Source organism: Marinagarivorans cellulosilyticus (assembly GCF_021655555.1).
Taxonomy (GTDB): domain Bacteria; phylum Pseudomonadota; class Gammaproteobacteria; order Pseudomonadales; family Cellvibrionaceae; genus Marinagarivorans; species Marinagarivorans cellulosilyticus.
This window is the reverse complement of sequence record NZ_AP023086.1, coordinates 4,745,816-4,772,283: the sequence shown is the minus strand read 5'-3', so window position 1 is coordinate 4,772,283 and position 26,468 is coordinate 4,745,816. Positions and strand designations below refer to the sequence as shown.

The 26,468-nt window shown below is 47.4% G+C and carries 24 protein-coding genes and 2 tRNA genes; 14 read left to right on the top strand and 12 right to left on the bottom strand.

Annotated features, from left to right (window positions below):
- The first annotated feature begins 10 nt into the window (after positions 1-10).
- The 7 genes from MARGE09_RS19520 to MARGE09_RS19490 all read left to right on the top strand — a co-directional run bounded on the left by MARGE09_RS19520 (position 11) and on the right by MARGE09_RS19490 (position 6,630).
- Positions 11-436: an ExbD/TolR family protein gene (locus MARGE09_RS19520; protein WP_236984816.1), complete on the top strand. Its 426-nt coding sequence runs from the start codon at positions 11-13 to the stop codon at positions 434-436.
- Positions 437-575: 139 nt separating this feature from the next.
- A complete protein-coding gene (lpxK, locus tag MARGE09_RS19515) occupies positions 576-1,607 on the top strand; it encodes a tetraacyldisaccharide 4'-kinase (protein ID WP_236984815.1) in 1,032 nt (343 codons plus the stop codon).
- Between the two features lie 10 nt (positions 1,608-1,617).
- Positions 1,618-2,373: a 3-deoxy-manno-octulosonate cytidylyltransferase gene (gene kdsB, locus MARGE09_RS19510; RefSeq protein WP_236984814.1), complete on the top strand. Its 756-nt coding sequence runs from the start codon at positions 1,618-1,620 to the stop codon at positions 2,371-2,373.
- A 13-nt stretch (positions 2,374-2,386) separates the two neighbouring features.
- Positions 2,387-2,860 (top strand): low molecular weight protein-tyrosine-phosphatase, encoded by a 474-nt coding sequence (locus MARGE09_RS19505; RefSeq protein WP_236984813.1) that lies wholly within the window; start codon positions 2,387-2,389, stop codon positions 2,858-2,860.
- A gap of 30 nt (positions 2,861-2,890) precedes the next feature.
- A complete protein-coding gene (murB, locus tag MARGE09_RS19500; RefSeq protein ID WP_236984812.1) occupies positions 2,891-3,922 on the top strand; it encodes a UDP-N-acetylmuramate dehydrogenase in 1,032 nt (343 codons plus the stop codon).
- A 283-nt stretch (positions 3,923-4,205) separates the two neighbouring features.
- Entirely contained in the window at positions 4,206-6,017 is a 1,812-nt protein-coding gene (locus tag MARGE09_RS19495; RefSeq protein ID WP_236984811.1) for a sensor domain-containing diguanylate cyclase, read from the top strand.
- 52 nt (positions 6,018-6,069) lie between these two features.
- Positions 6,070-6,630, top strand: coding sequence for a hypothetical protein (locus MARGE09_RS19490; protein ID WP_236984810.1), 561 nt, complete (start codon positions 6,070-6,072; stop codon positions 6,628-6,630).
- 60 nt (positions 6,631-6,690) lie between these two features.
- Here the strand turns inward: MARGE09_RS19490 and metH are convergent, their stop codons facing one another.
- Both metH and MARGE09_RS19480 read right to left on the bottom strand, forming a co-directional pair.
- Positions 6,691-10,380 (bottom strand): methionine synthase, encoded by a 3,690-nt coding sequence (gene metH / locus MARGE09_RS19485; protein WP_236984809.1) that lies wholly within the window; start codon positions 10,378-10,380, stop codon positions 6,691-6,693.
- Positions 10,381-10,649: 269 nt separating this feature from the next.
- Positions 10,650-11,672: a sensor domain-containing diguanylate cyclase gene (locus MARGE09_RS19480; RefSeq protein ID WP_236984808.1), complete on the bottom strand. Its 1,023-nt coding sequence runs from the start codon at positions 11,670-11,672 to the stop codon at positions 10,650-10,652.
- Between the two features lie 553 nt (positions 11,673-12,225).
- Between MARGE09_RS19480 and MARGE09_RS19475 the strand changes: the two genes are divergently transcribed.
- Together MARGE09_RS19475 and MARGE09_RS19470 are read left to right on the top strand one after the other, a co-directional pair.
- Complete coding sequence (locus MARGE09_RS19475) at positions 12,226-13,917, top strand: cellulase family glycosylhydrolase (protein ID WP_236984807.1); 1,692 nt, start codon at positions 12,226-12,228, stop codon at positions 13,915-13,917.
- A 357-nt stretch (positions 13,918-14,274) separates the two neighbouring features.
- Positions 14,275-14,700 (top strand): FKBP-type peptidyl-prolyl cis-trans isomerase, encoded by a 426-nt coding sequence (locus MARGE09_RS19470; RefSeq protein ID WP_236984806.1) that lies wholly within the window; start codon positions 14,275-14,277, stop codon positions 14,698-14,700.
- 408 nt (positions 14,701-15,108) lie between these two features.
- On the opposite strand, the gene MARGE09_RS19465 is transcribed toward MARGE09_RS19470, so the two are convergent.
- The 5 genes from MARGE09_RS19465 to MARGE09_RS19445 all read right to left on the bottom strand — a co-directional run bounded on the left by MARGE09_RS19465 (position 15,109) and on the right by MARGE09_RS19445 (position 17,747).
- Positions 15,109-15,195, bottom strand: a tRNA-Leu gene (locus tag MARGE09_RS19465).
- Between the two features lie 73 nt (positions 15,196-15,268).
- Positions 15,269-15,342, bottom strand: a tRNA-Cys gene (locus MARGE09_RS19460).
- Between the two features lie 147 nt (positions 15,343-15,489).
- Complete coding sequence (pgsA, locus tag MARGE09_RS19455; protein ID WP_236984805.1) at positions 15,490-16,065, bottom strand: CDP-diacylglycerol--glycerol-3-phosphate 3-phosphatidyltransferase; 576 nt, start codon at positions 16,063-16,065, stop codon at positions 15,490-15,492.
- A gap of 107 nt (positions 16,066-16,172) precedes the next feature.
- Positions 16,173-17,132 carry a sensor domain-containing diguanylate cyclase gene (locus tag MARGE09_RS19450; RefSeq protein WP_236984804.1) on the bottom strand — a complete coding sequence of 320 codons (960 nt, stop codon included), beginning with the start codon at positions 17,130-17,132 and terminating at the stop codon, positions 16,173-16,175.
- Positions 17,133-17,135: 3 nt separating this feature from the next.
- Entirely contained in the window at positions 17,136-17,747 is a 612-nt protein-coding gene (locus tag MARGE09_RS19445) for a histidine kinase (protein ID WP_236984803.1), read from the bottom strand.
- Positions 17,748-17,914: 167 nt separating this feature from the next.
- Here MARGE09_RS19445 and MARGE09_RS19440 point away from each other — a divergent pair, with 167 nt between their 5' ends.
- The gene (locus MARGE09_RS19440) at positions 17,915-18,559 is read left to right on the top strand and encodes an MBL fold metallo-hydrolase (protein ID WP_236984802.1); all 645 of its coding nucleotides are present in this window, start codon (positions 17,915-17,917) and stop codon (positions 18,557-18,559) included.
- A 44-nt stretch (positions 18,560-18,603) separates the two neighbouring features.
- Entirely contained in the window at positions 18,604-18,966 is a 363-nt protein-coding gene (locus MARGE09_RS19435; RefSeq protein ID WP_236984801.1) for a DUF2750 domain-containing protein, read from the top strand.
- A 42-nt stretch (positions 18,967-19,008) separates the two neighbouring features.
- Here the strand turns inward: MARGE09_RS19435 and MARGE09_RS19430 are convergent, their stop codons facing one another.
- The 5 genes from MARGE09_RS19430 to MARGE09_RS19410 all read right to left on the bottom strand — a co-directional run bounded on the left by MARGE09_RS19430 (position 19,009) and on the right by MARGE09_RS19410 (position 23,126).
- Positions 19,009-19,548 (bottom strand): TlpA family protein disulfide reductase, encoded by a 540-nt coding sequence (locus MARGE09_RS19430; protein ID WP_236984800.1) that lies wholly within the window; start codon positions 19,546-19,548, stop codon positions 19,009-19,011.
- A 78-nt stretch (positions 19,549-19,626) separates the two neighbouring features.
- On the bottom strand, positions 19,627-19,974 hold the full coding sequence (locus MARGE09_RS19425) for a hypothetical protein (RefSeq protein ID WP_236984799.1): 348 nt from the start codon (positions 19,972-19,974) through the stop codon (positions 19,627-19,629).
- 139 nt (positions 19,975-20,113) lie between these two features.
- Positions 20,114-20,914 (bottom strand): hypothetical protein, encoded by an 801-nt coding sequence (locus MARGE09_RS19420; protein ID WP_236984798.1) that lies wholly within the window; start codon positions 20,912-20,914, stop codon positions 20,114-20,116.
- A gap of 163 nt (positions 20,915-21,077) precedes the next feature.
- Complete coding sequence (locus MARGE09_RS19415) at positions 21,078-21,500, bottom strand: DNA polymerase III subunit chi (RefSeq protein ID WP_236984797.1); 423 nt, start codon at positions 21,498-21,500, stop codon at positions 21,078-21,080.
- 141 nt (positions 21,501-21,641) lie between these two features.
- The gene (locus tag MARGE09_RS19410) at positions 21,642-23,126 is read right to left on the bottom strand and encodes a leucyl aminopeptidase (RefSeq protein WP_236984796.1); all 1,485 of its coding nucleotides are present in this window, start codon (positions 23,124-23,126) and stop codon (positions 21,642-21,644) included.
- A gap of 208 nt (positions 23,127-23,334) precedes the next feature.
- Between MARGE09_RS19410 and lptF the strand changes: the two genes are divergently transcribed.
- From lptF to MARGE09_RS19395, 3 genes are all read left to right on the top strand, one after another.
- The gene (gene lptF / locus MARGE09_RS19405) at positions 23,335-24,462 is read left to right on the top strand and encodes an LPS export ABC transporter permease LptF (protein ID WP_236984795.1); all 1,128 of its coding nucleotides are present in this window, start codon (positions 23,335-23,337) and stop codon (positions 24,460-24,462) included.
- A complete protein-coding gene (gene lptG / locus MARGE09_RS19400) occupies positions 24,455-25,516 on the top strand; it encodes an LPS export ABC transporter permease LptG (protein ID WP_236984794.1) in 1,062 nt (353 codons plus the stop codon). The genes lptF and lptG overlap by 8 nt, the downstream gene beginning before the upstream one ends.
- Positions 25,517-25,889: 373 nt before the next feature.
- The gene (locus MARGE09_RS19395) at positions 25,890-26,465 is read left to right on the top strand and encodes a GspH/FimT family pseudopilin (protein ID WP_236984793.1); all 576 of its coding nucleotides are present in this window, start codon (positions 25,890-25,892) and stop codon (positions 26,463-26,465) included.
- Positions 26,466-26,468 lie beyond the last annotated feature (3 nt).

The window sequence follows — 26,468 nt, the reverse complement described above, 5'->3', positions numbered from 1 at the left end:
GAGGCTACATATGCAATTTCGAAGACAGACGAATTCGCAAGAGGATATAAACCTCACGCCGCTGATCGATGTGGTGTTTTTGCTGTTAATCTTTTTTATGGTGTCTACAACCTTTACGAAGGAGACACACTTAAAACTAGATTTACCGCAAGCCGAAGGCGAACCACTGCCAGAACTTGTTGATAAAATTGAAGTGCTTATCAATGCCGATGGCGGTTATGCAATTAACGGCAAACCGTTGGTGAATACCAAATTAGAAACCTTAATGACTGGCTTAGAGGTTGTTGGTAAAGGCTTAGAAAAGGATAAAATTCCTTTTGTGATTACTGCTGATGCCAATGTTTCTTACCAATCGGTTGTTATGGCGATGGATGTTGCTGGGCGCTTGGGTTTTGTGAATATCACCATGACCACCAAAAGGCCTGACGGCACTTAATACCTGCCGCGCACTTTAAAATACGCCACTTTATGTGGCGTATTTTATTTCAGTGTGTGCGATTGAAATCGAGGTATGATTTCCCCTAAATTTCTACCGTCGCGCGAAAATTTCGACGATAACAAGGTGTAGCTTCGCTTTGAGTTTAAAACACAGCATAGAAAAACAATGGTATGGAAAACCGACGTGGCTATTGGCCTTAGCGCCGCTGAGCGCGGTGTTTTCTGTGTTAAGCCTTCGCCGAAAAAAGCAGTTGCAAGCCAAAGCTTACAAGGCCAATTGCCCGGTGATAGTGGTGGGTAATATTGCGGTGGGTGGTACCGGTAAAACGCCTGTGATTCTGGCGTTAATCCAATTGTTAAAAGATTCTGAATTTCGCCCTGGCGTCGTTATGCGCGGCTATGGCGCTAAGTTACCCGATACTATTAAATCCCCCGTATTAGTCCCGCCAGATGCCGATGCCAATACCTTTGGTGATGAGCCTGTGTTAATTGCTTCTCATGCTGAGTGCCCCGTTTGGATCGCCAAAGATCGCGTTGCCGCTGTAAAGGCCGCTGAGCAGTATGGCTGTAATGTGATATTAAGTGATGACGGTTTGCAGCACTACGCGATGGCCCGCAGCTTTGAGTTGGTGGTGCAAGATAGCCAACGCGGAATCGGTAATGGTTGGTGTTTTCCTGTTGGGCCGCTGCGCGAATCGCCCGAGCGATTAAGTTCGGTAGACTTTGTACTCAATAATCATTCTAGCCGTAGCCTTAAAGAGGTTGCCTATGACGATAGCGCAATGGTGCTGCAGCCGGCTGCTTGGGTTAATGTTAAAAAGGGTACGCGAGTGCCGGTAGATGCCCTGCCTTGGCGTGGTGAAACCGGAGCAAATCAGCGGGTGGTTGCGGTGGCTGGCATTGGCAACCCCAAGCGCTTTTTTAATACATTAGAGCAGATGGGTGTCTTTTTTGAAGCGCAAAGCTTTGATGACCACCATCGCTACAGCAGTGAAGATTTTGCCCTAGTTAACGGCCGCCCAGTCGTGATGACGGCGAAAGATGCCGTTAAATGCCGAGCCTTAGCTGAGGCCAATTGGTGGTATTTAGAGGTGGAAGCAATACTGCCCGAAGCCCTAACTGTTCGCATATTGTCGCACTGCATTAACTATTCAGCACAAGCCGAGTAACGGAGCTATTGTGAGTTTTATCGTTGTTATTCCCGCCCGCTATGCGTCAACCCGATTAAAAGGCAAACCGTTAATTGAATTTGCTGGCAAGCCTATGATCGAGCATGTTTACCGTGCGGCTTGCGCAAGCGGTGCCCAAAAAGTTGTTATCGCCACCGATGATGTTGGTATTGAGGCGGCGGTTCAAGCTTTTGGTGGCAATGTGTGTATGACCCGCGCTGACCATGAATCGGGCACCGATCGGTTACAAGAGGTAGCGCAATATTATGGTTGGGCTGACGACCAAATTATTGTCAATGTGCAAGGGGACGAGCCTTTAATCCCGCCGGCGGTTATTGACCAGGTGGCTAATAATTTAGCGCAAAATACAACGGCCAGTGCATCGACTTTGGCGTGGCCAGTACAAAGTGAAGCGCAAATGTTCGACCCTAATGCCGTCAAGGTAGTGGCCGACCAGCAAGGGTTAGCATTGTATTTTTCACGCGCGCCCATCCCCTGGCACCGCGATAGTTTTCAGCAGCAAGCCGATATCACTGCCGCTGGTGCTATGCGCCATATTGGCATTTATGGTTATAAAGTAGGTTTGTTGCATCAATTTGTGCAATGGCCCATGGCCACACTAGAAGGCATAGAAAAGCTTGAGCAATTACGTATTTTGGCGAACGGCCAGCGCATACATGTTGAACTAGCTTGCCAAGAGGTGCCGGCAGGGGTCGATACAGATGAAGACGTAAAGCGAATAAAAGCTTTGCTAGAGCCCAAATAGAAGAGATAAAACTATGGCAATTAAAGTACTTTTTGTGTGTTTGGGCAATATTTGCAGGTCGCCAACGGCGCATGGAATTTTCGAAGCATTAGTTAAAACGCGTGGGTTAAGTGATCGAATTGTTGTAGATTCTGCCGGTACGGCTGCTTGGCATACTGGCAATCCACCAGATAGCCGCAGTATGGCATTTGCGCGTAAGCGTGGTTTTGAAATAAAGCACTTGCGGGCGCGGCAAGCTATTGTTGAAGATTTTGACGAATTCGATGTTATTTTGGCGATGGATAATAGCAACCTGCAAGACTTGCGCGAGTTATGCCCAAGCCATTTTACTGGCCATTTAGGGCTGTTTTTAGACTTTGCTAAGGCAGCAGAATCTGAAGTGCCCGACCCCTACCATGGTGGCGATGCTGGTTTTGAGCATGTGCTGGATTTAGTCGAAGATGCTAGCGAAGGTTTGCTTGAATTTTTATTGCAAAAGAAAATGTAAACCTCTTTATATGCAAAGCTCATTTTACGTATGCCTATAACCGACTGGCAAAGTCATTTAGATATTAGCCATTTAAATACAATGGCTATGCCCTGTGTTGCTGAGCATTATGCAGAGGTCTCGGCTGAAGATGCCTTAGTCTCGGCTATTAAGGCTGCACAAGCTCAACACTTGTCTTTACATGTTCTGGGTGGCGGCAGTAATGTCTTGTGCCCCCCGCTTATACAAGGTTTAGTGCTGCGCCCTTTAATAAAAGGCATATTCAGCGATATTCAGCACAAAAAAGGGCAGGTTTTGTTAACGGTAGGCGCTGGTGAAAATTGGCATCAGCTTGTTGAGTGGACACTGGGGCAAGGTTATTACGGTATAGAGAATCTTGCGCTTATTCCTGGTTGTGTTGGTGCTGCGCCAATTCAAAATATTGGTGCTTACGGTGTAGAGTTAAGTGACGTACTGGATTCAGTAAAATGGTTTGATTTACAAACTCATAGCTTTAAAACCTTTAGCGCTGAAGCGTGTGAATTAGGTTACAGGGAGAGTGTTTTTAAACAGCGTTTAAAAGGGCAGGCCATTATTACTGCGGTAACATTAAAGCTTAGCTTGGAGCCTTCGCCAGTAATCCACTACAAACCCTTAGCCGAGTACTTTGCGAATAGTGCAGGGCCAGTTACACCAAAAGCTGTTTTTGATGCCGTTTGCAAGCAGCGTAACGCTAAGCTACCTAACCCTGGCGCTATTCCCAATAGCGGCAGTTTTTTTAAAAACCCGGTAGTTTCTTTATCGCAATTAACCCGGTTGCAAAAAAAATCTCCTAGTATTCCCTTTTATCCTCAGCCTAACGGTTGTGCCAAAATCCCTGCGGCTTGGTTAATTGACCAGTGCGGTTTAAAAGGTTGCCAAGTTCACGGTCTTGTTGTTCATGCCAAGCAGGCGCTGGTTTTAACTAACCCTAAAAGACTTGAGCTAAGTGCCGTTATCAATGCGAGTGAAGAAATCGCTGCGACTGTGCGGCAGCGTTTTGATGTGCAGCTAGAGCGAGAGCCGCAAATATTGGGTGCATAAATACCTAGCTTGCGCACCGTCAATATTATTTAATATCTTTATTGTCTAAGCCATTGCAATACCAAAGCGTCAAATGTTTGTCCCCATATTGTAGTGCACCTCACATATCGCAATGTTCGCTGGTATTTGCCTACGCCTTATCCATTAGTCTACTGCTGATATTCATCTATACTTTTATGGGAATTAGGTGGTCGGGTTGAATATGGTGTTTCGTTGCCTTAATGCTAAGCTGTTAATCATAGTATATGACTTTTTTTGTGCGTCTCGCTCATTGTCGAGTGGTTTGAAGCCTTATGCTGCTGCCTTTTTGTTGGCTTTTCTTGCTTTTGCGTTGCCTGCGTGGGGCGATACGGTTGCACTAATTAAAACAGACTCGACTGAAAAAACGGCTGTCGGCCCAGGGGTTTCTTTTATCGAAGACCCCGAAGGCGTGCTGACATTCGCTGATGTGCAAAAACCTTCTTTGGGTTGGAAAATTAATACTGAGGGTGTTTTTAATCAGGGGTATAACAAATCTTCTTGGTGGTTACGTTTTACTGTCGTCAATACGCAGTATAAAAGTTCATGGCTGCTAGAAATTGCTTATGCTGTTCTTGATAATATTGATGTGTATGTTGTTTCACCGGATGGCGATGTAAAAGAATATTTTATGGGCGATCAGCTGCCTTTTGGACATAGACCGGTAAATCACCGCCATTTTGTTGTTCCTTTAAAGCTGAAAAAGTTCGAGCAAGCCACTTTTTATATTCGACTGAAAACCAGTAGCTCTGTTCAGCTGCCGATGATGTTAGCATCAGATTCGATGTTTCGAGAAATTGATGTTGCGCATACTTTATTGGAGGGTATATGGGTTGGTGGCTTGCTAATTATTGCCTTATATAATTTTTTGATGTTTCTGGTGTTGCGCAGCCGTGACTACCTTTATTATGTCGCAAACATTTTTAGTGTAATGTTTTTTGTGTTTTGTTTGCACGGTTGGGGCTATCAATATTTATGGCCTGAAGCTATTGCTTGGAATGATAAGTCGGCTCTTATTTTTCTTGCTTTTATTTTAATTTCCTCGTGGATATTTACCGGCAGCTTTCTTAATGTTTATGCTATATCGCCTTTTCTTCGATTTGCACAAATAGCCGGTATTCTTTTAGTTTCGCTAGTGGGTGCATTTATATTATATGTTCCTTATGATGTGGCTATTCGTGTGATTATTCCTGTTGCGGTGGTGTCTTGTTTTTGGGGGTTTTTATGCGCAATAGCTTCTTGGTTACAAGGTAATACATCGGCCCGTTATTATATGTTGGCTTGGTCTGTATTCTTAGCTGGTGGCGTTGTGATGGCATTAAATAAATTTCACTTTTTACCGTTAAATTTATGGACTAGGTTTGCCATTCAAATTGGTTCTTTATTGGATGTGCTGCTATTTTCACTTGCATTGGCCGACCGCTTTAATAAGGAACGGGCTTTGCGCCTTGAAGCCGAACGAGAAGCCTTATTAATTCAAAAGAAAGCCAACGAAACGCTTGAGCGACGAGTAGAACAACGCACCCAAGATTTAGAAGTCGCTAATCAAAAGTTAAAAGAGTTGAGCGACACCGACCAGCTATTGGGTATATATAATCGTCGCTTTCTTGATGGCGCATTAGAAAAAATATTCTTGTCTTCATTGCGTCGCAAACACAACATGGCTGTTTTATTGATCGATGTGGATCACTTCAAAGCTATCAATGATACCCATGGACATTTAGTAGGCGATGAGTGTCTTAAAATGGTGACTAAACGGTTGCAGCAGCATGTGTGTTTACCTGGCGATATCATCGCACGCTATGGTGGCGAGGAGTTCTGCATCATATTGCCAGAGACCACGATGGACGATGCCTTAGATATTGCCGAGCGCATTCGCATTTGTGTGGCGTCTGAGCCAATATTTACCAGTGTTGGCCCCTTAGTTATCACCGTAAGCCTTGGTGTTTCGGCTTCTGTCCCTAGGTCTGGAGAAGCGCCGCTAGGGTATTTAGATTCGGCTGATATGGCTCTTTACCGGGCAAAAAATAGCGGCCGAAATTGTGTAAAAAACTCGGCAGATGTATTGGACCATTAATGGCGTTGGTTAGCAGCACAAAGTCAAGGCAAAACCAAAAAGCAACTTGCAAATGTATTTGAAGGAGAGGGTAATATTTAAAGGTTGCTGCGGTGTACTCTTTCTTTTTTTAACAATGCATGCTTTTGCGTTGGAGGCGCCTGCGTCAGGTTTTTCTGGCCAATGGCTCCTTGATAAAAATAGCAGTGCAGACATTTCTACAGCAGTGGAAAACTGTGTTTCCCATACGTCTTTCTTTATTAGGCCTCTTGCTAGAAAGCGGCTCCTTAAAACCAACACAATGCATCACAAGCTCGTGATTGCGTTAGGTGCATCGGTTGCCAGTATTACTTATGGCTCCAACGGGGCTAAGCCGGTCGAGGCGCCTATCGATGGCAGATCGGTGCCATGGCAGCGTGAAGATGGTGAGAAACTTCAAGTAAGTCATCAGTTTGTATCTGGGAAGTTGGTGGAAACTTTTCAGGGCGAGGACGGCCAAAAAAAAATCACGTTTTCTTTGTCGCACGATGGTGATGAATTAACGATGGCAGTCAAGGTGTCAAGTCCTCGATTGCCAGAGCCGTTAGTTTACCTGCAGGTCTATTTAAGAGCGGATTCAGTAAAACAGGAATGATAACGAGTGACTTATGCCACGCTAGCATTGCCAGGCGGCATAAGTTTCACTTACGGTATATTAATACCCCAAATTAGGCTGTAACCAGCGCTCTGCGGTTTTCATATCCCAACCTTTGCGTTTGGCTATGTCTTCTACTTGGTCTCGTCCGATTTTACCCACACCAAAATACTTTGAGTCTGGGTGGGCGAAATACCAACCCGATACCGCCGCAGCAGGGAACATGGCAAAGTGTTCTGTGAGGGTAACGCCGGTTTCTGCTGTTGCATTTAACAGGCTAAAAAGCTGCGTTTTTTCAGTGTGGTCGGGGCAGGCTGGGTAGCCTGGGGCTGGGCGTATGCCAGTGTATTTTTCTTTGATGAGCGCATCATTATCTAACTGTTCATCTTTAGCGTAACCCCAATGTTCCTTTCGAACCACTTCGTGTAAATGCTCGGCAAAGGCCTCGGCAAGGCGGTCGGCAAGGGCTTTAACCATAATGGCATTGTAATCGTCACCCTTGGCTTCGTATTCTTTGGCCAGCTCTTCTGCGCCGATACCGGCGGTAACCACAAAGCCACCCATATAATCGTCTAGGCCTGTTTCAACCGGTGCAACAAAGTCGGCAAGCGAATACAAAGTATCGGTAGCGGCGTTTTTATCTTGCTGTTGGCGCAAGTGGTGCAGGCGCGAAATTTCGTGGTCGTTTTGGTCTTTAATAATAACGCTGTCGTGCTCTGTGCTATTGGCTTTCCAAAAACCAAAAATGCCGCTCGCTTTTAACAGTTTTTTCTCGACCAATGTTTTAAGTAGTGCTTTGGCATCGTTAAAAAGGTTGGTTGCGGCTTCGCCTACGACTTTATCGGTGAGAATATTGGGGTATTTTCCGGCCAAATCCCAAGTCATAAAAAAGGGCGTCCAGTCGATATAGGGCACTAAGGTTTCTAGCGGGTAATCTGTGAGGGTGCGCGTACCCAAAAAGCTAGGCGCTGGCGGTTGGTAGTTATCCCAATCAGCTTGGAATTTTTGGCGGCAAGCTTGTGGGTAATTAATGAGTGGCCTTGCGCGACGGTTCGCTGTGCGCTCGCGTACTTTTACATATTCGCTTTGGATATCTTCAACAAATTTCGGCCGGTTTTCGTCCGACAATAACGTGCTGGCTACGCCTACCGCGCGTGAGGCATCGGCGACGTAAACGACTTGGTTTAAATCGAATACGGGGTCGATTTTTACCGCTGTATGGGCTTTGGATGTGGTGGCGCCACCGATCATTAATGGCTTGTTAATGCCGCGTGCTTCCATTTCTTTGGCGACGTAAACCATTTCGTCCAGTGATGGTGTAATAAGGCCAGACAAGCCAATAATGTCGCAGTTTTCTTTAACCGCTACATCAAGAATTTTTTCGCAAGGCACCATTACGCCTAGGTCGACAATTTCGAAGTTGTTACATTGCAGCACAACGCCCACGATATTTTTGCCAATATCGTGAACATCGCCTTTAACAGTAGCCATTAATATTTTACCGTTTGGCTTACTGCCTTCGGTTTTTTCTGCTTCGATAAAAGGTTGTAAATAAGCTACTGCCTGTTTCATTACGCGGGCCGATTTAACCACTTGCGGCAAAAACATTTTGCCTTCACCAAACAAGTCGCCCACTACATTCATGCCGTCCATGAGTGGCCCTTCAATAACATCGAGCGGGCGGGTACTTTCTTGGCGGGCGAGCTCGGTATCCTCTTCAATAAAGGCGGTAATACCTTTGACTAGTGCGTATTCCAAGCGTTTTTTAACGGGGTTTTTACGCCATTCTAAATCTTCTTTTTTAGCGGCAGCTTGGCCATCACCACGGTATTTTTCGGCGATGTCTAGCATGTTTTCGGTGGCGGCATCGGTGCGGTTATTAACGGCATCTTCAACCGCTTCGCGCAGCTCTTCAGGTAGGTCATCATAAATGGCGAGCTGGCCGGCATTCACAATGCCCATATTCATACCGGCTTTAATGGCGTGGTATAAAAAGACCGAGTGAATGGCTTCGCGCACGGGGTTATTACCGCGGAACGAAAACGATACGTTACTCACGCCGCCAGAAACCCCTGCGTAGGGCAGGTTTTCGCGAATCCATTGGGTCGCTTCAATAAAATCTACGGCGTAGTTGTTGTGTTCTTCTATGCCGGTGGCAATAGCAAAAATGTTGGGGTCGAAAATAATGTCTTCTGCAGGGAAGCCGTTATCGACCAATGTGTGATAGCTGCGTGCGCAAATTTCTTTTTTGCGCGCTGCGGTATCGGCTTGGCCTTCCTCATCAAAGGCCATAACAATAACGGCGGCACCGTACTTTTGGCACAGCTTGGCTTTTTCTAAAAACTCGGTTTCGCCTTCTTTTAAGCTAATAGAGTTAACAACGGGTTTGCCTTGAATGCATTTTAAGCCTTCTTCGATGACATCCCATTTAGAGGAATCCACCATAATCGGCACGCGGGCAATATCGGGTTCGCCAGCAATCAGGTTTAAAAACCGTTTAATGGCAGCATGGGCGTCGAGCATGCCTTCGTCCATGTTTATGTCGATAATTTGCGCGCCGTCTTCTACTTGCACCAAGGCGACTTCTAGAGCCGTGGTGTAATCCTCGTCGATAATTAAACGCTTAAAGCGCGCGGAACCGGTGACATTGCAGCGCTCGCCTACGTTTACAAAGAGTGAATCTTTGGTGATATTAAAAGGCTCTAAGCCGGCTAGTCGGCAGGCGGGTTCGATGTCTGGAATTACACGCGGGGCTAGCCCCTCAACGGCTTCGGCAATCGCGCGAATGTGCTCTGGCGATGTACCACAACAGCCGCCAATAATATTCACAAAACCACTGGTTGCGAACTCTTCAACAATGGCAGCCATTTCGCGTGGGGTTTGATCGTATTCGCCAAATTCGTTTGGCAAGCCAGCATTGGGGTGGGCCGAAACGTGAGTATTCGCAATGCGCGAAAGTTCTTGCACGTAAGGGCGTAATTCTGTTGCGCCTAACGCACAGTTCAAGCCAATAGAAATAGGTTTGGCGTGGGCGAGCGAGTTGTAAAAGGCTTCGGTGGTTTGGCCTGATAAAGTTCGGCCGGAGGCATCGGTAATAGTGCCTGAAATCATAATGGGGATTTCATAACCGATGGTTTCAAAATAGGTTTGCACGGCAAATACCGCAGCTTTGGCATTTAAGGTATCGAAAATAGTTTCGATCAGCAGCATATCGGCGCCGCCATCGATAAGCCCTTTAGTGGCCAGCGTATAGTTATCGACAAGTTCGTCAAAGGTAACGTTGCGTGCACCAGGGTCGTTAACATCGGGTGAAATAGAGCAAGTGCGGCTGGTTGGCCCAAGCACGCCAGTAACAAAGCGCGGTTTGTTGGGCTGCTTGGCGGTAAATTCATCCGCCACTTCGCGCGCTAGGCGAGCGCTTTCTCGATTTAGCTCGTACACCAACGATTCCATTTCGTAGTCGGCTTGCGAAACTTCGGTACTGTTAAACGTATTGGTTTCGACAATATCCACGCCTACATCGAAGTAGGCGTGGTAAATATCTTTAATAATTTGCGGTTGGGTTAGGGTTAGTAAGTCGTTATTACCGGCAATATCGCGGTGGTAATCGGCAAAGCGCTCGCCGCGGTAATCCTCTTCTTTAAGCTTGTAACCTTGGATCATTGTGCCCATGGCGCCATCTAAAATAAGGATGCGCTCTTTAAGGGCTTGCTGGATAAGAGAGGTGCGCTCGGCATGCGAAGAAGACATGAAATACCTATTTGGAAACGTAAAAGCCTAGTTTGGCTGCCGAGGGTATTGGCGCCATTCACTAGATATAGCAATTGCAGGCGCGCCTAAAGCCGCGCCAGTGTGTACCAATGTAAGCTTGATCTGGTGGTTAAAAAACAACCTATATCAAAACTTTTTGATTTAGGTGCGATTGTAGCAGATTGTGCATTCTGGGGGAGTGGGGCAAAGCGATTGGCGGCCGAAAACGATACGCTTAAAGCGTTGTAAAACCCTTTAGCGCTGCAAAGCTAGGCAGGCGTAGCTTCACGGTTTGTGGCTGGCGCAGCGACAACGCAGTTTTTGCCTTGGTGTTTGGCTTGGTACAAGGCTTTATCGGCGCGGCTAATTAACTGTACCGAGCTACTATTGGCACAATCATTAGTACAGGCAACGCCAGCACTAATGGTGACGTGGGTGGGTGTGCCGTCGAAATTAAGTGTAATGCTTGCAATGTTCTGGCGAATTTCATCGGCCAGTTGCATGGCGCTTTCAATCGAGGTTACAGGCAGCAATACAATAAATTCTTCACCACCAAAGCGGGCAATAAAATCGCTGGGCCTGTCTAGGGTCGCGCTGGCCGATTGCGCGACCTTTTCTAAACAATCATCGCCAGCCTGATGGCCAAAGCTATCGTTGAAGTGTTTAAAATTGTCGACATCGAACAAAATGACCGCTACAGAACTGTGGTTTTGGCTAGCGCGGGACCATTCTAATTCGCAAATTTCGGTAAAGTGGCGCCGGTTAGAAACATGCGTAAGTGGGTCTAGACGCACGAGTTCTTCTAACTTTTTGTTGGCTTCTTCTAGGCGAATTTCCGCTACTTTACGCGCGCTCACATCTTGCATTACGCCTAGCACACCAATAATTTTACCTTTAGGGTCGCGGATAGGGACTTTGCTTGCTTCTGACCAGCAAACCTCGCGGGTATCCTCGTTAATTTGTTCGAGCAGGCGCATGGCTTCTTTGCCTGTGTTAATAACATCCATATCGCTTTTACGGCAGATACTGGCGCCGATTTCATCATCAATACCCCAAGGCATTTCTCGGTCTGTTTTACCGATAACCTCTTCTGTACTTTTAAAGCCTGCAATGCTGGCAAAGCGCTGGTTACAGCCTCGGTAAACGAGGTCGAGATCTTTCCAGAAGTAGGCGAAAGGGTTGTTTTCAGTAATAAGTGTAAACAATTGCGTTACTTCCCTAAGTTGCTCTTCCAGCTCCTCGCGTGTAAGGCTTTCGGAGCGGGAAGTTTTAGTGGTGATTCCTTGAATCATGTACGCCTCTGTTTACGGTGCAAAAGTAAGGGGCGCAATTGTAAACTATTTATGACAGAAAAAAGTACTAACAAAATAACTGGGCGGCATTCGCCTAGCGCAATGCATGCGTTGCACTAATCGGCCTGCTTGCAAGTTAAATCATTACAAAGTCTGTGTTATTGGGCGAGGTTAAGCGGCTGTTATTAGCTGTTTAGTGGTTAGTAAAGCGGCTAAATAAACTAAAGTAGTGTTTCGTTAAGCTCCACGCGCTAATAGGCTTTGGGTTGGTATTAACACCCTTTGGGAGTGGGGTAGAAGACCTAGCTGTAACGATAAAAGGAGGCGCAAGTCTCTTTTTACTAAATAAACTTTGTTTAATTTGTGTTTTTGCGTGATTATAGTCGCAATCTGCCACGCGAGGGCGTGCGACCATAAGGGCTACCATTGTGTTGCCTTAAATAGTCATTAATACATTCATGCGTTGGTTCAGCGGCGCTCTTAGCCTGCGGTATAAATGTTACCGCACTTTAAAGCGCTATTTGCTCGCGGCCAAACTGTACAGGAGAGTTACATGCCTTATCTATTTCAACAGCCCGCGTTATTGCGCCTGGCCCCAAAAGGGGGGCAATGGTTGTTGGCGTCTTCCTTTGTTTTGCTGGCCGCTTGCAGTGGTCAGCCCGAAGTTTCTAACTCTAGTGTGCAAGCAGTTTCTAGCGCCGAAAGCAGCCTTGTAGCGTCCAGTCAGCCGGCAGCTTCGATTTCGAGTGTGCCTGCATCCAGCGCAATGGCGGTATCCAGCGTTGCGGTCAGTTCGAGTGCGCCAATATTAGGCCCATGTGGCCTAGCGGCTAATGGCGCGCCATACTGCGCAATGGGTGATGCTACCGACGCCGATGCAATGGGCATTACCGATGGTTGGGGTTGGGAGAGTGGCACGAGCTGCGTTGTGCCTAATGGTGCGCAAGACCCGGCACCAGGTACGTGTGGTGAAGTGCCTGCTAGTAGCTCTGATGTTGCTTCTAGTGTTGGGGCTGCTTCAAGCGTTGCCGCGGATGGTTGCGGTATAGCCATGGGTGATGTGCCTTACTGTTTATCTGGTGATGTAACAGATGCTAACGAGGCTGGAGAGCTAGACGGCTGGGGCTGGGAAAACAACGCGAGTTGTATTGTGCCTGACGGGCTGGCCGACCCCAATCCAGGGGTCTGTGTATTGGATATTCCAGATACCGGTGGTGGTAATTCTGCCGGGCGCATTATGTATAACGGCCAAGCGGTATATCTCAGTGGCTTTAACATTGCGTGGTTTAGTTTTGCTGGCGACTTTGGCAGCGGCATTAATGAGCAGCAATTGCGCCAAGCGTTGCAGGATGTAAGTGGTACTGGTGGTAATTCTTTGCGTTGGTGGATGCATACCGATGGTAGTTCAACGCCGGGTTGGGGTACGGTAAATGGCCAGCGAATGGTTACTAACCCAGGTGGGACAGCCGTCGCAGATTTACGCCGCGCATTGGATATTGCGGCTGAATATAACGTCTATATTATTCCGGCGTTGTGGTCGTTTGACATGCTGCGCGATAACGCCTTCAGACAGCCGCCTACCCAAGATAACTACCGTTTGCTATCTAATGATGCTGTGTTGCAATCGTACATCGATAACGCGCTAATCCCCATGGTGACCGAGTTAAATAAACATCCGCAATTAATTGCTTGGGAATTATTTAACGAACCTGAAAACATGACCGAAAGCTGGTTTTATCAAGCCGATGATTACTACGGTGGCCCCGTGCCCACACGCGAGCAACTGCAGCGCACGCAAGCTAAAATGGCCGCGGCTATACACCGTACTGCCATCGCTAATGGCGAAGTGGCATTGGTAACGACAGGTTCAAAATCGATGGGCAAATATAATTCGGATGTTGCCGGTGGTTATAATTGGTACCGCGACGATCGCATGATCGCTGCAGCCGATGGTGATGCTATGGCGGTACTCGATTTTTACGAGCCGCATTACTACAACAACGAAGGTCGCAACGGTGCGTGGTCGCCTTTCCATCACGACGCCAATTATTGGGGCGTAAACAAACCGATTGTGATTGGCGAATTTTATGTCGATAAACCTTTAGATGTATTAGGTAAGCGCGTAGAAGGTGTAGATATGTGCAATGCCTTGGAGGCCAATGGTTATGCTGGCGGCTGGCCTTGGCAGTGGAATGAATATGCCAGCGAGCTTAAGGCATGTATAGAACGTGTTGATGCCAATTAGTTTTTCCATTTGATGTAATGCTAGCTCCCCTTTATTGCCCCAGCTTGCTGGGGCTTTTTTATGGTTGTTTTTTTGTTTGGTGTCCGTGCTAGTTTGCTGGGGTAAAATATGCGGCACCATGCTAATCAGTCACCTCCAAGTGGCAGTATGTTGGTCTAATGCGAGGCTCCTGAATCCATTTGGTGGCCCGGCGGTACTTTATGCCTTGGGTGGTGTGTATGCAGGTAAAATAGTCGCGTTTGCCCGTCCTTGCGCTCACAAAGAATTACTATTTTTAAAAACGCATTTAAGGCTGCCTATGTTTTACAAAAGCAGTGAATTCCCCATTTCTTCAACAGGTAAACATAAAACGAGATAATGGCAAAAAAACAATTGAACAAAGGTTCTTCCGGGCAAAACCGTAAGGCCAGCGAAGACTTTATGGATAAATACCGCCAAAAACAGGGAGTGCAACAAACTTCTAGTGGCTTATTGTATCGCGTGGTTGAGCAAGGTGACGGCCTAACGCCTGTTCCTACCGATAGTATTCAGGTGAACCAGCGCATTCAGTTGGTGGGCGGAAAAATTATTGGTGATACTTATAAAGAGGGGTTGCCCGACGAGTTCTCCATGAAAGAGGCCATCCCCGGTATTCGTGAAGGTTTGCAGTTAATGCAAGAGGGCGCTCGCTTTGAATTTGTAGTTCCGCCTGAATTGGCTTGGGGCAAAAAAGGCGTAGGCGATAAAATTGGGCCTAATGCGGTGTTGATATTTGATGTGCGGTTGTTGAAGGTTTTGGTTTAAGTGCCTCCAAGCTTGAATAGTTGTAACTAATCAGCCGCCTGTGAAATTTAGTGTTAATTTATCATTTTCTACGCCGCTCAAGCTACCTGCGGCTTTGTGCAAAGTCTACCCCCGCACTCTCGGCACGTGAATGCCTAGAAAACCATCGATCAGCCCTCTAGGTGAGCAATATTTCTTAATGGCTGAATAGTTTTTCTCTGGGCGTGGCTTTTTTCACGCTTAATTTGGTGGGTGAACTGGTTGCAGGTATGGGCGCCCCCAGCTAATTCAAAATCATGCCCCCAAATGTACCCCTAGTGTTCATAGTGTTCAATGGGATGGATTTGGACGGCAGTGGACGGAGAGCCTAGATTTCTAAGGGGTTGGAGGGGGATTTTGGATGCGATGGGACAGGCTTGGAGGTAAAAATGGTGCCCGGGGCCGGACTTGAACCGGCACGACCGCGAGGTCGGGAGATTTTAAGTCTCCTGTGTCTACCAATTCCACCACCCGGGCATATCGGGGATTTTTAGAGTAGGTGTGGATTCCTACTAAGCCATTGCTGGCTTTAACTTTTCTTGCAAAAAGTTGGAGGCGCGACCCGGAGTCGAACCGGGCTACGTGGATTTGCAATCCAGTGCATAACCGCTTTGCTATCGCGCCTCATGCTTTAACCGCTTGCTGGGTAGCCCTGCTAAGTTGCTAAAACCACCTTAAGATTCAAACGCTTAACGCTTTTGTCTGCGTCTTAAGAGGGGGCGCATTGTAGCTAAAAAGTTTTTTAAAGCCTAGCCCTATTTTCAGTTTTTTTTATTCGCTGCTCGAGTTGTCGGCGCCTTGTTTAAAGCTTGGCCAAGCTGCACGTAAATAAACAATCATTGACCATAAGGTAAGCACGGCTGCGACATACAGCGCAATTAAGCCCAGCTTCTCCATCAGGTCGTACTTGGCGGGGTCGAAGGCAAGTAGGACGACGATTGCAACAATTTGAAGTGTCGTTTTGATTTTGCCAACCATGGATACTGCAACGGTGCCGCGCGCGCCGATTTCGGCCATCCATTCTCGTAGCGCCGAAATAACAATTTCGCGGCAAATAATAACGGTTGCCGGTAGCGTAAACCAAATAGAGCCGTGTAGTTCGATAAGTAAGCCTAAGGCGACGGCTACCATAAGCTTATCGGCTACTGGGTCTAAGAAGGCGCCAAAAGGGGTGCTGAGCTGATATTTGCGGGCAATATAGCCATCGGCCCAATCGGTAATGCCGGCAATGGTGAACAGAGTCGCGCAAACAGGGAAGCGCCAATCAAAGGGCAGGTAGAAAATAATAACCAGTAGTGGAATAAGAATAATGCGAAATAGGGTGAGCTGGTTGGCCAAGTTATACATAGGACTGGTGCGCTAGTTTAAACGGATCGCGGCACGTTAATCCCTAAGTGCTGGGCTGTAAACCCTTAATCGGTAAATAACGGATGCATTTGGTAGCGGCTTTGGTTTTAAGTGGCCGAATAAATTTGTGTTTGATTGCGGCCGGCTCGTTTGGCGCGGTAAAGGCCGCGGTCGGAGGCATCGATCCATTCAACCGGGGTAGTGATTTGATCGTGTATTTCCGCAACTCCTAAGCTAATGGTGAAGTTGATGACGTGTTCATCGTAATAAACTGTGTTTGCTTCTATGGATTTGCGCAAACGCTCGGCCACAATAGTGGCGCCTTCGGCATTGGTGTCCACTAGTATGATGGTGAATTCCTCGCCGCCATAGCGCCCGCAAATGTCGATATCACGCACGCAGTCTTTGACTACGGCGGCGGTTTGTCGAATCACTTCGTCGCCTGCCGGGTGACCGTAGGTGTCGTTGATGCGCTTGAAATGGTCGATATCGAACATTAATAAGCTGCAGGTGTGTTTGTAGCGCTGGTAGCGTTTGAATTCGTGAAGCAGGCCTTCTTCCCAATGTTTGCGGTTAAGTAAGCCAGTAAGGCCATCGGTTTGGCTAATAATATGCAGCTTGCTATTGGCGCGCTGCAATTGTAGCCGGTTTGCCGCTACCTCGGTCACATCGTAAATAATGAGGCAAATATGCGTGATTTCGCTGCGCGCATTGGTTATGGGCATAATGGTGCAGTTTTGGTACATGAACTCTGTCATGCCGGTAACAGGGCGGTAATTTCTAAACTTAAACAGGTAGGGGCGTTGCTCCCAGGTTGTAAACGCTGAATTGTGCAGCACGCGAACAGATTCAACTTTACGCTTGAACCACTCCATGGGGAGTTCAGGGAAGCTTGTAAACAGGTTACAGCCGAGCACGTCGGTGGGCTGCCTTGCGCTGTGGTTTTGCATAAAGCTGTTCCACAGTTCTACGTTGTAGTCTTCATCGAGAATCACCAAACCAACATCGATGTGTTGCAGCACATCCATTAGCCAGTGAAAATCTTGCATGAATTCTTCGTTGCTCATGGGTTACTCGAGAAGGTAGTCAATTTTATACATCAGGCGTGCGATAGATTCGTCTGTCATTAAAATGAGAAGGTCGCAATTCACGTTGTAGCCTTCTAATTTGTAATTGATTTCGGTGACTAAAGCGTGGCGCCAAACGCTGGTGTTTGGGTCGAACATTTCGCTGATTTTTTGATGTTGCCCTAAAACTGTTGGCGGGCCAAAGCTAAAGTCCATGTCTATTTGTTCTGCAAGGCCTTTGATGCAGGCGCCAAATAAAACATTGGTGGTGTCCATTAGGAGTTCGCGTTCGGCTTGCTCGTCCAGCTCGTCGTCGTACTGTAGCAGTCGAGCGAGGTCGATAAAGCTGGTGTCGTTGTACAGTAAAATGGCCTCACCAGCGATGCCGCCACCGATAAAGCCTTGGCATACCCCAGAGATGGTATCGGTAGTGTCAATGGATTGTAGTGTCATCGCGATGTCTTGTGGTTCCATAATCTCAATATGGGGGATCGATAACACAACAAATGTATCGAGCAGGCGCGCGAGCCGGTCGCCGGCCTGACCCATTGCGACGTTGGTAAGCTCTTGCAAGGCATCGCGTTGATCCTCGCTCATGTTCAATATGGCGCTCATGCGCAGCTAACCCCAAAACCAGTGCTATTAATATCTATTCTAGACAGCTCACGTTAGAATGCCGCGTTATTTTCAGCAAATTATGATGCGGCTTGCAGTGTTTTGCATAAAAGTGGCCGTATTTCGGCGTGTTGCTGGCGTCGCAGCGATGGTTTAAATTTTAAGTTATGAAGTTCAAAATTGTTCCTGTTACCCATTATCAGCAAAATTGCAGCATTATTTGGTGCGAGCAAACTAAAAAGGCAGCCGTGGTTGACCCCGGTGGCGATATTCCACGTGTGTTGGCTGAGCTAGAGCAATTAGGTGTGACGCTCGAAAAAATCATTTTGACGCACGGCCATATGGATCATGTTGGCGGTACCGCCGCGTTGGTGCAGGCAACTGGTGTACCCGTTGAGGGGCCGCACCGCGAAGATGCTTTTTGGTTGCACATGCTGGACCAGCAAGCGGCCATGATGGGTTTTGAACCCCAGCCGACATTTGTGCCTGGGCGTTGGCTGGAGCATGGCGATACGGTCAGCGTAGGGCACGCGAAATTGCAGGTTATACATTGCCCAGGCCATACGCCTGGTCATGTGGTGTTGTTTAGTGAGCCCGATCGCTTGGCTTGGGTGGGGGATGTATTGTTTAAAGGCTCGGTCGGGCGTACGGACTTCCCTAAGGGGAATCAGCAACACTTGGTAAATTCCATTATTCAACGCCTGTGGCCACTGGGTGATGATGTGCGCTTTATACCCGGCCATGGCGATATGTCGACTTTTGGCGATGAGCGCTTAAACAACCCCTTCGTTGCTGATAAAAATTTTGGTTAATTATGTTGCCGGCACTGCGGCTCGAGACTATTTGGGAGTGTTAAATGACAGATGTAACCTTATCGAAAGATCTCGATGAAAACTTTGACCGTTTTATGGTGGAAGCAGAAGAAACGGGGTGTGTGTGGGCTTTAGAGGGGGATGAGGGGTTTGCTTTGTGCCCATCAAATGTTAGCGAAACCGTTGATGTGATGCCGCTGTGGTCGCAACCAGAGTTTGCAAAAGTGCACTGCGTGGATGAGTGGGCTAGCTACAAGCCTGTTCCTATCGCATTGGAAGAGCTGCTTGATGAGTGGTTGCCGGGTATGCATGACGATTTATTGCTGGTAGGTGTAAATTGGAATGCTGATATGGAAGGTGATGAAGTCGAGCCTTTGGATTTGCTGGAGGATTTTGAGTCGGAGTAAGCCTGCTTATTTTGCGCTAAGCAATGCTTATGGCTAAGTTGTTTAGTTTGCGGTGTGAGCGTTGGCGGTTAATAGTGCATTAATTTCTTTTTTGATGTCGTTGATTTCGCCGGCTTGCTGGCTAAGTAAAATTTCACGGTTGGGGCCAACTACAATAAGGCTTGGGGTGCCACCAACGCCATAGCGCTGAGCAACAGATTCTGCCTTGGTAAGGAGGGGAAGTGTCACGCCGAGTGACTCAAGATGTTCGGCAGGGTCTTTGTCTTCCCAAATATTGAGTGTATAAAAAGCTGCATTTTGGGGTGTGGTTGAGTTAGCCAAGCTTTGTAATTCGGGCAGCAGTTCGCTGCATTTTTGACACCAAGTGGCCCAAAAAAACATCACCGTCACGGCTGTTTTATCGACTTCTTCGTAAAGTAAGACCGGATCCCCGTTAGTATCTCTGAGCATCCAGTTGGGTGCCGTATCGCCTGTGTTAAGTATTTCTGGTCGCGAATATGCTTGGCCGCTCAAAAACAATAGTAGGCCGCATGCGCTAATTACTAGGCGCGTTAGTGGCATTTTGGCGTGTGCTTGGCGCATGCAATAAATCCTTGGTGGCTCTTATGGGAAGTTTAGTTGCATGGCATTGATTTTGGTTCCGCGCTTTTTTGCGGTTTGTTAGCCGGCAATGGATATTTCACTGCAATGGTTATCGTGATCGCCGTAAAAGTGCGAGTGCAGTATTTCTACCGAGTATTCACGGGCGTGGCTTTCGAGCTGTGAAACAGCACTGAACGCTGGCGTTAAGTAAACTAGGCCGCGAATGGTGTGTACGCCATTGTGGCACTGGGTCTCATGGGCCAAAAGAAAAGTTCTTTCTCCGCAGGTAGATAGCGGCTCTATGCACTGGATGATTTTGAGTGAAAAGCTTTTGTGCAGTTGCCACAGCGAAGGGAGTTTTTCTTGCCATTCGCTGGTGATTGGGAATTCCCTTTGCCAATGAGCCTGCTGATTATAGATCGTCATCTCATGCCCCAGAATGTTGTTTTTGATTATTCTTTTGAAGCCATTCTATCGTTGGGGCTGAAGTGGTGTTGTGACTGGTTTAACAGCTGGGAAGGGTGGATATAGTTGGCGCCTCGAGGATGATGGAGGCGCCATGTATTTAATGTGACGGCTCTACCATTTTTTGTTGTGCGGCGAGTTGCTGTTGTAGCGATGTGTTTAGGCGTTGGCGCAAGTCTGCCTCAATAAGAGGTAAATACTTTGCAACTAAGGTGTCTACTAATACTTGGTGGTCCATAGGGGCTGCGGCTTGTGTAGGGTGCGACTTGCCTGGTTCGCCACTAAAATTGCGCAACAATGCTGTTGAAGCATCAAGGGATTCGCTTGATCGTGCAATTTCTTCCAGTAGTGAGCTTTTACTTTTATCTAACCGCTCGCGTAAATGCTGAGGTAAAAAAGGGTTTTCGTCCGAGCCAGTGGGAGTCGCCATGGGATGTGCGTATGCCTTTAAGTGAGAGGATAGTAAGGTTTCTGCCGCTTGTTTTGCTGTTGCAAAAACAGCGGTTGGGTTGTCTTTTTCGGCCGCTATGATCTGCTGCGTTGTGGCTGCTGCAGGAGCTGTTTCGGCTGTTGTGTTGTTAGTAGCTGTTGTTTGTGCGTAAGGTCGATTGTCGCTGGCGGCATCGTTGGCCGGCTCGCCGATAGTTTGTTCGGCGTTATCGAGCTCGCGAAGCTCTGCATCGAGCTTTGCCATTGCCTCTCTGTGTGCTGCAATAGCTTCGTTGCGGTCAGCAGGTACGGCATCGCCCAGTAGCGGGATGTTGTCGACTTCAAGCGTAGGGATTGCGGCCAAAGTGGGTATGCTTTCAGCGTTATCGCTGCCATAGGCTTCAATTTCAGCCAGTTGGTGGCGTAATGCTTCTAAATCACTCAGTAAGCGTTCTTTGGTATTACTACTCATTAATATCACAGCTCTGTTTTTGACGCCTGATAAATATAGCTTATTTTTTAACCTGTGTGACAATTTAGTGGCGATAAACGACGGTTTTGAGACATTGCCATTGTGGATCGTGTGAATAATTGCCAAATCGTATGTGATCTAGTTATAGCAGGTTTATAAAAAGCTACAAATTATGCATAAATATTTCGTGCCCTTGCGCCTTGTAGTGTTTGTAATTAGCGCGCGTTTGCTCTAGCACCTCGGGTGTTTGTATTACGATCTCGGCGATTCGCTGAAATTCGTCATAGTTGGGGTGCGGTTGGGGGTGCAGGTTAATGACAAGCTGCCTGTAATTGGGTTGATCTTGATTTACGGCCAGCAAAATAGGCGGCGCAGGCTCGGGTGATGGAACTAAAGCATGCGGCAGGTAAGATTCTGGTTGATTCTTCCATAGCTTGGTGTCCAGCGTGCTGGCAGCGTTGTGGTCGTCTAGCCAAATGAGAATGCTAAGTTGATGGTGAAGCGCCTTTTGGCTGAGCTTTACCGCGAAGTCCTGCCTCGCATCTGAGCTGTTGCTTTGTAAAACGTAAAAATCAATGCGGGCCATAGTGTGGTGTCAAATTGATTGTGTTTGAATGCCTGCGAGCTACGCCTATCCCTAGCTCCTAGCCAATTGGCCGGATTTGTTCGCAGTAGTGCGCGCTTAGAGTTAGCTGAGCGCGCACTTTGAGGTGCTATTAAGTGCTTTTTAAGCGTTGTTAACTAAGTAGTTTACCAACAAGGAGACGGGGCGGCCCGTTGCACCTTTATTGGCGCCGCTGTGCCACGCCGTGCCGGCGATGTCTAGGTGGGCCCAAGGGTAGCTTTCGGTAAAATACGATAAGAAGCAGGCTGCAGTAATGCTGCCGCCTTCGCGCCCGCCAATGTTGGCAAGATCGGCAAAATTGCTCTTAAGTGATTTTTTGTATTCGTCCCATAGTGGCATTTGCCATGCGCGGTCTTGGGTGCTTTGGCCTGCGAGTAATAGCTTATCGGCAAGCTCTTGGTTGTTGGCAAATAAACCTGTTGCGTGATTACCCAAAGCAATTACGCAAGCGCCGGTTAGTGTGGCAATATCGACAACGCTCTTAGGTTTGAATCGCTCGACATACGTTAGCGCATCGCACAGGACTAAGCGGCCTTCGGCATCGGTATTAAGTACTTCTATAGTGCGTCCCGACATAGAAGTAACCACATCGCCAGGCTTGGTGGCGCCACCGCTAGGCATGTTCTCGGCTGCTGCAATAACACCAATTACGTGGACATTCGCTTTGAGTGCAACAAGCGCATGCATTGTGCCCAGCACGCTTGCGGCGCCGCACATATCGAACTTCATTTCGTCCATGCCTACGCCTGGCTTTAGGCTGATTCCGCCGGTATCGAAAGTAATGCCTTTGCCTACGATCACATTGGGGCTTTTGCTGACCTTGCCTTTGTACTCCATAACAATAAGTTTAGGGGGTTGATCACTACCGGCCGATACAGAAAGCAGCGAGCCCATGCCGAGCTTTTTCATTTCGGCGGCTTCTACAATTTTTGTCGTAAATTTGGCGTTATTTTTGGCGAGCAGTTTTGCTTGCTCGGCTAAATAGGTTGGGGTGCAAATATTGCCTGGTAAATTGCCGAGTTCTTTCGCAACGTTTATACCAAGGCCTAGACCATGGCCCTGTAAGCAACCTTTTTTGAGGGCGCTAACGCTAGTGCTTTGGCCGTGCGCTAAGGTGACTTTTTGCAGTTCGGGCAATGCATCGTGCCCAGGTTTTGTGTGGGTATAGCGATAGAGCTCGGTTGTGAATTCTTGGCTTACAATGTGGCCAATTGTGGAGTGCTCGGCATGGCCTAGTGTTAAATCATCGCAATGTACAAATGCTTGTTTAATCCCTTTTTTTGCAAGGCACTTGGCCGCTGTGGCAGCTAGCTTTTTTACGGCATCGTCTTTTGCTGGCTCTTTTGCTGTGGCTGTTGTAGCTATGGCCAGCACGCGAGGCGTTTTGCTGCTGGATGGGTAAATCCATGCCGTGTTTGTGGTGTCTGTATTTAAGTCGCCGGTTTTTATTAAGCGAGATAAGCCACCATCGCATACGGCGTCTACGGCTTTTGCAAGCGCAGAAAGGCTCTTACTTAAATTGATGAAGACCACGGCGCAGTCGGATTTGTATTGATTAAACGAAGCGGTTTTACAAAGAAATTCCATGCTTTACCTAAACGAAAGAGGTGGGTTTGATGCGGATTTATCGTGGACTTGAATGCTGCTAACGCCCATAATTAGGCCGCAGTTTAAGGTAAGTCTAGCTGGGCGTCATGTTTTGTGTCTAACTATTGTGCCATTCCAATTGTTCTAGGGTGAAGTACGCCCCCTGATCCCGCCATGATTCAGAGTTTCAGTCGCTTTAAGGTTAATTGTGATTATTTTTCGGTATCTCGCTAAAGAAGTTTTAACCAGTATGGCGGCGGTGTGCTCTGTACTGCTGTTAATTATTTTGAGTGGGCGTTTTGTGCGTTACTTAGCCGAGGCCGCAGCCGGTAAGTTAGAGGCTTCTGTACTGTTCACATTGATGGGCTTTCGCCTGCCGTCTTATCTAGAGCTGATTATTCCTTTGGCGTTATTTATTGGTATTTTGTTGGCTTATGGCCGTTTGTATGTAGACAGTGAAATGACTGTCTTAAAGGCTTGCGGTATGAGCGAGCGTCAGTTAGTGGCGTATACCGTAGTTATAGCGCTTAGCGTTGCCTGCTTGGTGGGCTTTTTTAGTTTGTACCTTGGCCCAGTTGGCGCTAAAGCATCTTCTGTTTTAATCGAAGAGCAGCGTAGCCGAACCGAATTTGAAACGCTTAAACCCGCTTACTTTCATCGCCTAAGTGGCGGCGGTGTTTCGTATGCCGAGCAAGTCAGTGAAGATAAAAAAAGACTGCAAAATGTTTTTTTGGCAAGCCCTGGCGACCAAGAGCGCCGAGTCTCTTTAATGACAGCCAAAACGGGCGAAACCATTGTCGATCAATTATCGGGGCGTCGCTATTTAGTGCTTAGTGATGGCTACCAATATCATGGTACGCCTGGGCAATCCAACTATGAAGTTGTGAGCTTTCGCTCTTACGCACAATTTTTGCCGGATAGCGACTACCAAGCAAAGCAGCGCGACATTATTGATGCCATGTCCACGCGAGAACTATGGGAAGCCAACACTTTGCAAGCCAGCTCGGCATTGCAGTGGCGCTTATCAATGCCGGCCCTGGTTATGATTGTGGCATTGCTTGCTGTCCCGTTAAGCCGCACGCAGCCTAGGCGCGGCCGCTACGCCAAAATGATCCCTGCTATTTTATTGTATGTCATTTACTTGGTTGCTTGTAATGCTGCCAGAGGGCTTTTGGATGAAGGCAAGGCGCCAACGCCTTGGTTATTATGGGTTGTGCATTTAGGTTTTCTAAACCTGGCCTTGGTTATGCTGGTTTGGCCTGCGTTGCGCTTGCCGCGCAGGAAGCAAGCCAAGGGCCCCTCGGCGACTGTAAGCGAGGGTAAAACCCATGCGTAGGATTAATCATTACATTGGCATTTCTGTTGCCGGCGCCATTTTGGTTGTGCTGTTAGTTGTGGTTGCATTGGATGTTATTGCAATGCTTATCGATCAGCTCGATAACATTAGCGCGGATTATACATTTCTAGAAGCGGTCATTTTCACGCTATTGTCTGTGCCTTCTAGCGTTTATGAATTTTTGCCCTTGGCTTCTTTAGTGGGTTGCCTTATTGGTTTGGGGTTGCTTGCGAATACAAGTGAGTTAACCGTTATTCGTGCGGCTGGCGTATCGGTTAAGCGCATTATTTGGGCTGTTATGCGCCCAGTGCTGGGGTTTATTATTGTTGCCGTTGTGTTGGGTGAATATGTTACGCCGACTTTAGACCAGTACGCCCAAAGTCGGCGAGCCATTGCGCTAGGGCACGCTACAGCGTTAACTGGTCAGCGGGGTGTGTGGAACCGCGAAGGCCGAGAATATATGCACTTTAGTGCCGTGTTACCCAATGGGAAATTGCTGGGTATGACACGCATGTTGTTCGACGCGAAAGGGCGCTTGCAAACAATGACTTATGTGGAGTCGGCAATTTATCAAGGTAGCCACTGGTTTGAACAAGAAGGTGTTGTCACAACGCTAACGCCACAAGGTGTGGCCACAGAGCATTTTGATTCTCGCCGTTGGGAATCCGAAATATCACCGCGGTTGTTGTCTGTTATCGCTTTGCAGCCAAGTGGTTTGCCGATGCAAAAACTTTTACCTTATGCCGGTTATTTAGAGAAGCAAGGGCAAAGTGGGTTGGAGTACCGTTTAGCTTTTTGGCAGAAGTTATTTCAACCACTGGCAACGCTTAGCTTGGTTATGATTGCCATTTCTTTTGTGTTTGGCCCTCTGCGCCAAGTGACAATGGGCTTTCGTGTGTTTGCGGGTGTAATAGTTGGTATTGTGTTTCAAACAACGCAAGATTTGCTTGGCCCGAGTAGCTTATTGTTTGGTTTTTCCCCGTTAATTGCGGTGCTCGCACCAATAGGGGTTAGCTTTCTGATAGGTCTCATCCTGTTAAGGCGTTCTGTGTAGTTAAAGCGCTCATTTTTATAGCTGTATAAAAAATGAGCGCCCCGTCTCAAAAATTAAGTCTCCTTGCATCTTGTCGTCGTTAGAGTGCATTTTACCGATGCGCCGTTAGGTTTGGTCATTTTTTCATCACTTTTGGGGTATTATGCGCACAGCCTATTAAGGCTTTAGTGCTAGGTGTCCAATAGCATTTAGAATACGAATTCTGTAATCTTTTTTTGATGTCTTTGTTGTCAAAAAAACGTCAATATGTCACGTTTTTCCTAAGTTTGTGCTTGAGAAATACATGCAGAAAGGACTATGTTGCACTGCAAGAATGCGTTAAATATATTTTGGTGTTTTAATTGCCAAATACAAGGTGTGGGTTTTTAGGTTTATGAAATCATACAAAGGTGTGACATTAATTGAGATGATGATAGCTATTGCTATCGCTTCAATTTTGTTAGCTGTCGCGGCGCCTTCGTTTCGGACAATGATTATTCGATACAACATCGATGCGCTGGTCGATGACTTTACTGTTGCTGTCACAACGGCGCGCTCAGAAGCCGCAAGTCGAGGGTTAGAGGTACGCGTTTGTGCGAATGAAGATTGCGATGCTACGACTTGGGTGGATGGTTGGTTTGTTATTGATGCTAACGATAGCGTGATTCAAGTCTTCAATAATGATGGTAGGTACCCAATTACCGTAACCACCGAAACAGCGGCAACCGTAACGGCGATTACGTTTAATGCTGCGGGTTACAACCGTGACGAGGAACGTTATGTTTTCTCGGCTTGTGAGCCTGGCGGAGGTGCTGGCGATAGAATGATGCGTGGCGTCACTGTTGAATTTAGTGGTCGAGCCTATCAAACAGATTTTGCCGGGACGCTGCAAAAGGCGCGATTCGATAAAGGTGAAGGCGGAACGACCGGAAACGACCGGTCAGAAGAAGTTAACTTAAATTGTAATTAGCGG

What these genes read in the sequence shown, in the direction of transcription:
- MARGE09_RS19490 (WP_236984810.1), top strand. Translation starts at nt 6,070, where the DNA reads ATGTATTTGAAGGAGAGGGTAATATTTAAAGGTTGCTGCGGTGTACTC.
- MARGE09_RS19470 (WP_236984806.1), top strand. Translation starts at nt 14,275, where the DNA reads ATGGCAAAAAAACAATTGAACAAAGGTTCTTCCGGGCAAAACCGTAAG.
- MARGE09_RS19395 (WP_236984793.1), top strand. Translation starts at nt 25,890, where the DNA reads ATGAAATCATACAAAGGTGTGACATTAATTGAGATGATGATAGCTATT.
- metH (WP_236984809.1), bottom strand. Translation starts at nt 10,380, where the DNA reads ATGTCTTCTTCGCATGCCGAGCGCACCTCTCTTATCCAGCAAGCCCTT.
- MARGE09_RS19480 (WP_236984808.1), bottom strand. Translation starts at nt 11,672, where the DNA reads ATGATTCAAGGAATCACCACTAAAACTTCCCGCTCCGAAAGCCTTACA.
- MARGE09_RS19425 (WP_236984799.1), bottom strand. Translation starts at nt 19,974, where the DNA reads ATGACGATCTATAATCAGCAGGCTCATTGGCAAAGGGAATTCCCAATC.
- murB (WP_236984812.1), top strand. Translation starts at nt 2,891, where the DNA reads ATGCCTATAACCGACTGGCAAAGTCATTTAGATATTAGCCATTTAAAT.
- MARGE09_RS19505 (WP_236984813.1), top strand. Translation starts at nt 2,387, where the DNA reads ATGGCAATTAAAGTACTTTTTGTGTGTTTGGGCAATATTTGCAGGTCG.
- MARGE09_RS19435 (WP_236984801.1), top strand. Translation starts at nt 18,604, where the DNA reads ATGACAGATGTAACCTTATCGAAAGATCTCGATGAAAACTTTGACCGT.
- lptG (WP_236984794.1), top strand. Translation starts at nt 24,455, where the DNA reads ATGCGTAGGATTAATCATTACATTGGCATTTCTGTTGCCGGCGCCATT.
- MARGE09_RS19420 (WP_236984798.1), bottom strand. Translation starts at nt 20,914, where the DNA reads ATGAGTAGTAATACCAAAGAACGCTTACTGAGTGATTTAGAAGCATTA.
- MARGE09_RS19415 (WP_236984797.1), bottom strand. Translation starts at nt 21,500, where the DNA reads ATGGCCCGCATTGATTTTTACGTTTTACAAAGCAACAGCTCAGATGCG.
- MARGE09_RS19430 (WP_236984800.1), bottom strand. Translation starts at nt 19,548, where the DNA reads ATGCGCCAAGCACACGCCAAAATGCCACTAACGCGCCTAGTAATTAGC.
- MARGE09_RS19475 (WP_236984807.1), top strand. Translation starts at nt 12,226, where the DNA reads ATGCCTTATCTATTTCAACAGCCCGCGTTATTGCGCCTGGCCCCAAAA.
- pgsA (WP_236984805.1), bottom strand. Translation starts at nt 16,065, where the DNA reads ATGTATAACTTGGCCAACCAGCTCACCCTATTTCGCATTATTCTTATT.
- MARGE09_RS19410 (WP_236984796.1), bottom strand. Translation starts at nt 23,126, where the DNA reads ATGGAATTTCTTTGTAAAACCGCTTCGTTTAATCAATACAAATCCGAC.
- MARGE09_RS19450 (WP_236984804.1), bottom strand. Translation starts at nt 17,132, where the DNA reads ATGAGCAACGAAGAATTCATGCAAGATTTTCACTGGCTAATGGATGTG.
- MARGE09_RS19445 (WP_236984803.1), bottom strand. Translation starts at nt 17,747, where the DNA reads ATGAGCGCCATATTGAACATGAGCGAGGATCAACGCGATGCCTTGCAA.
- MARGE09_RS19520 (WP_236984816.1), top strand. Translation starts at nt 11, where the DNA reads ATGCAATTTCGAAGACAGACGAATTCGCAAGAGGATATAAACCTCACG.
- MARGE09_RS19440 (WP_236984802.1), top strand. Translation starts at nt 17,915, where the DNA reads ATGAAGTTCAAAATTGTTCCTGTTACCCATTATCAGCAAAATTGCAGC.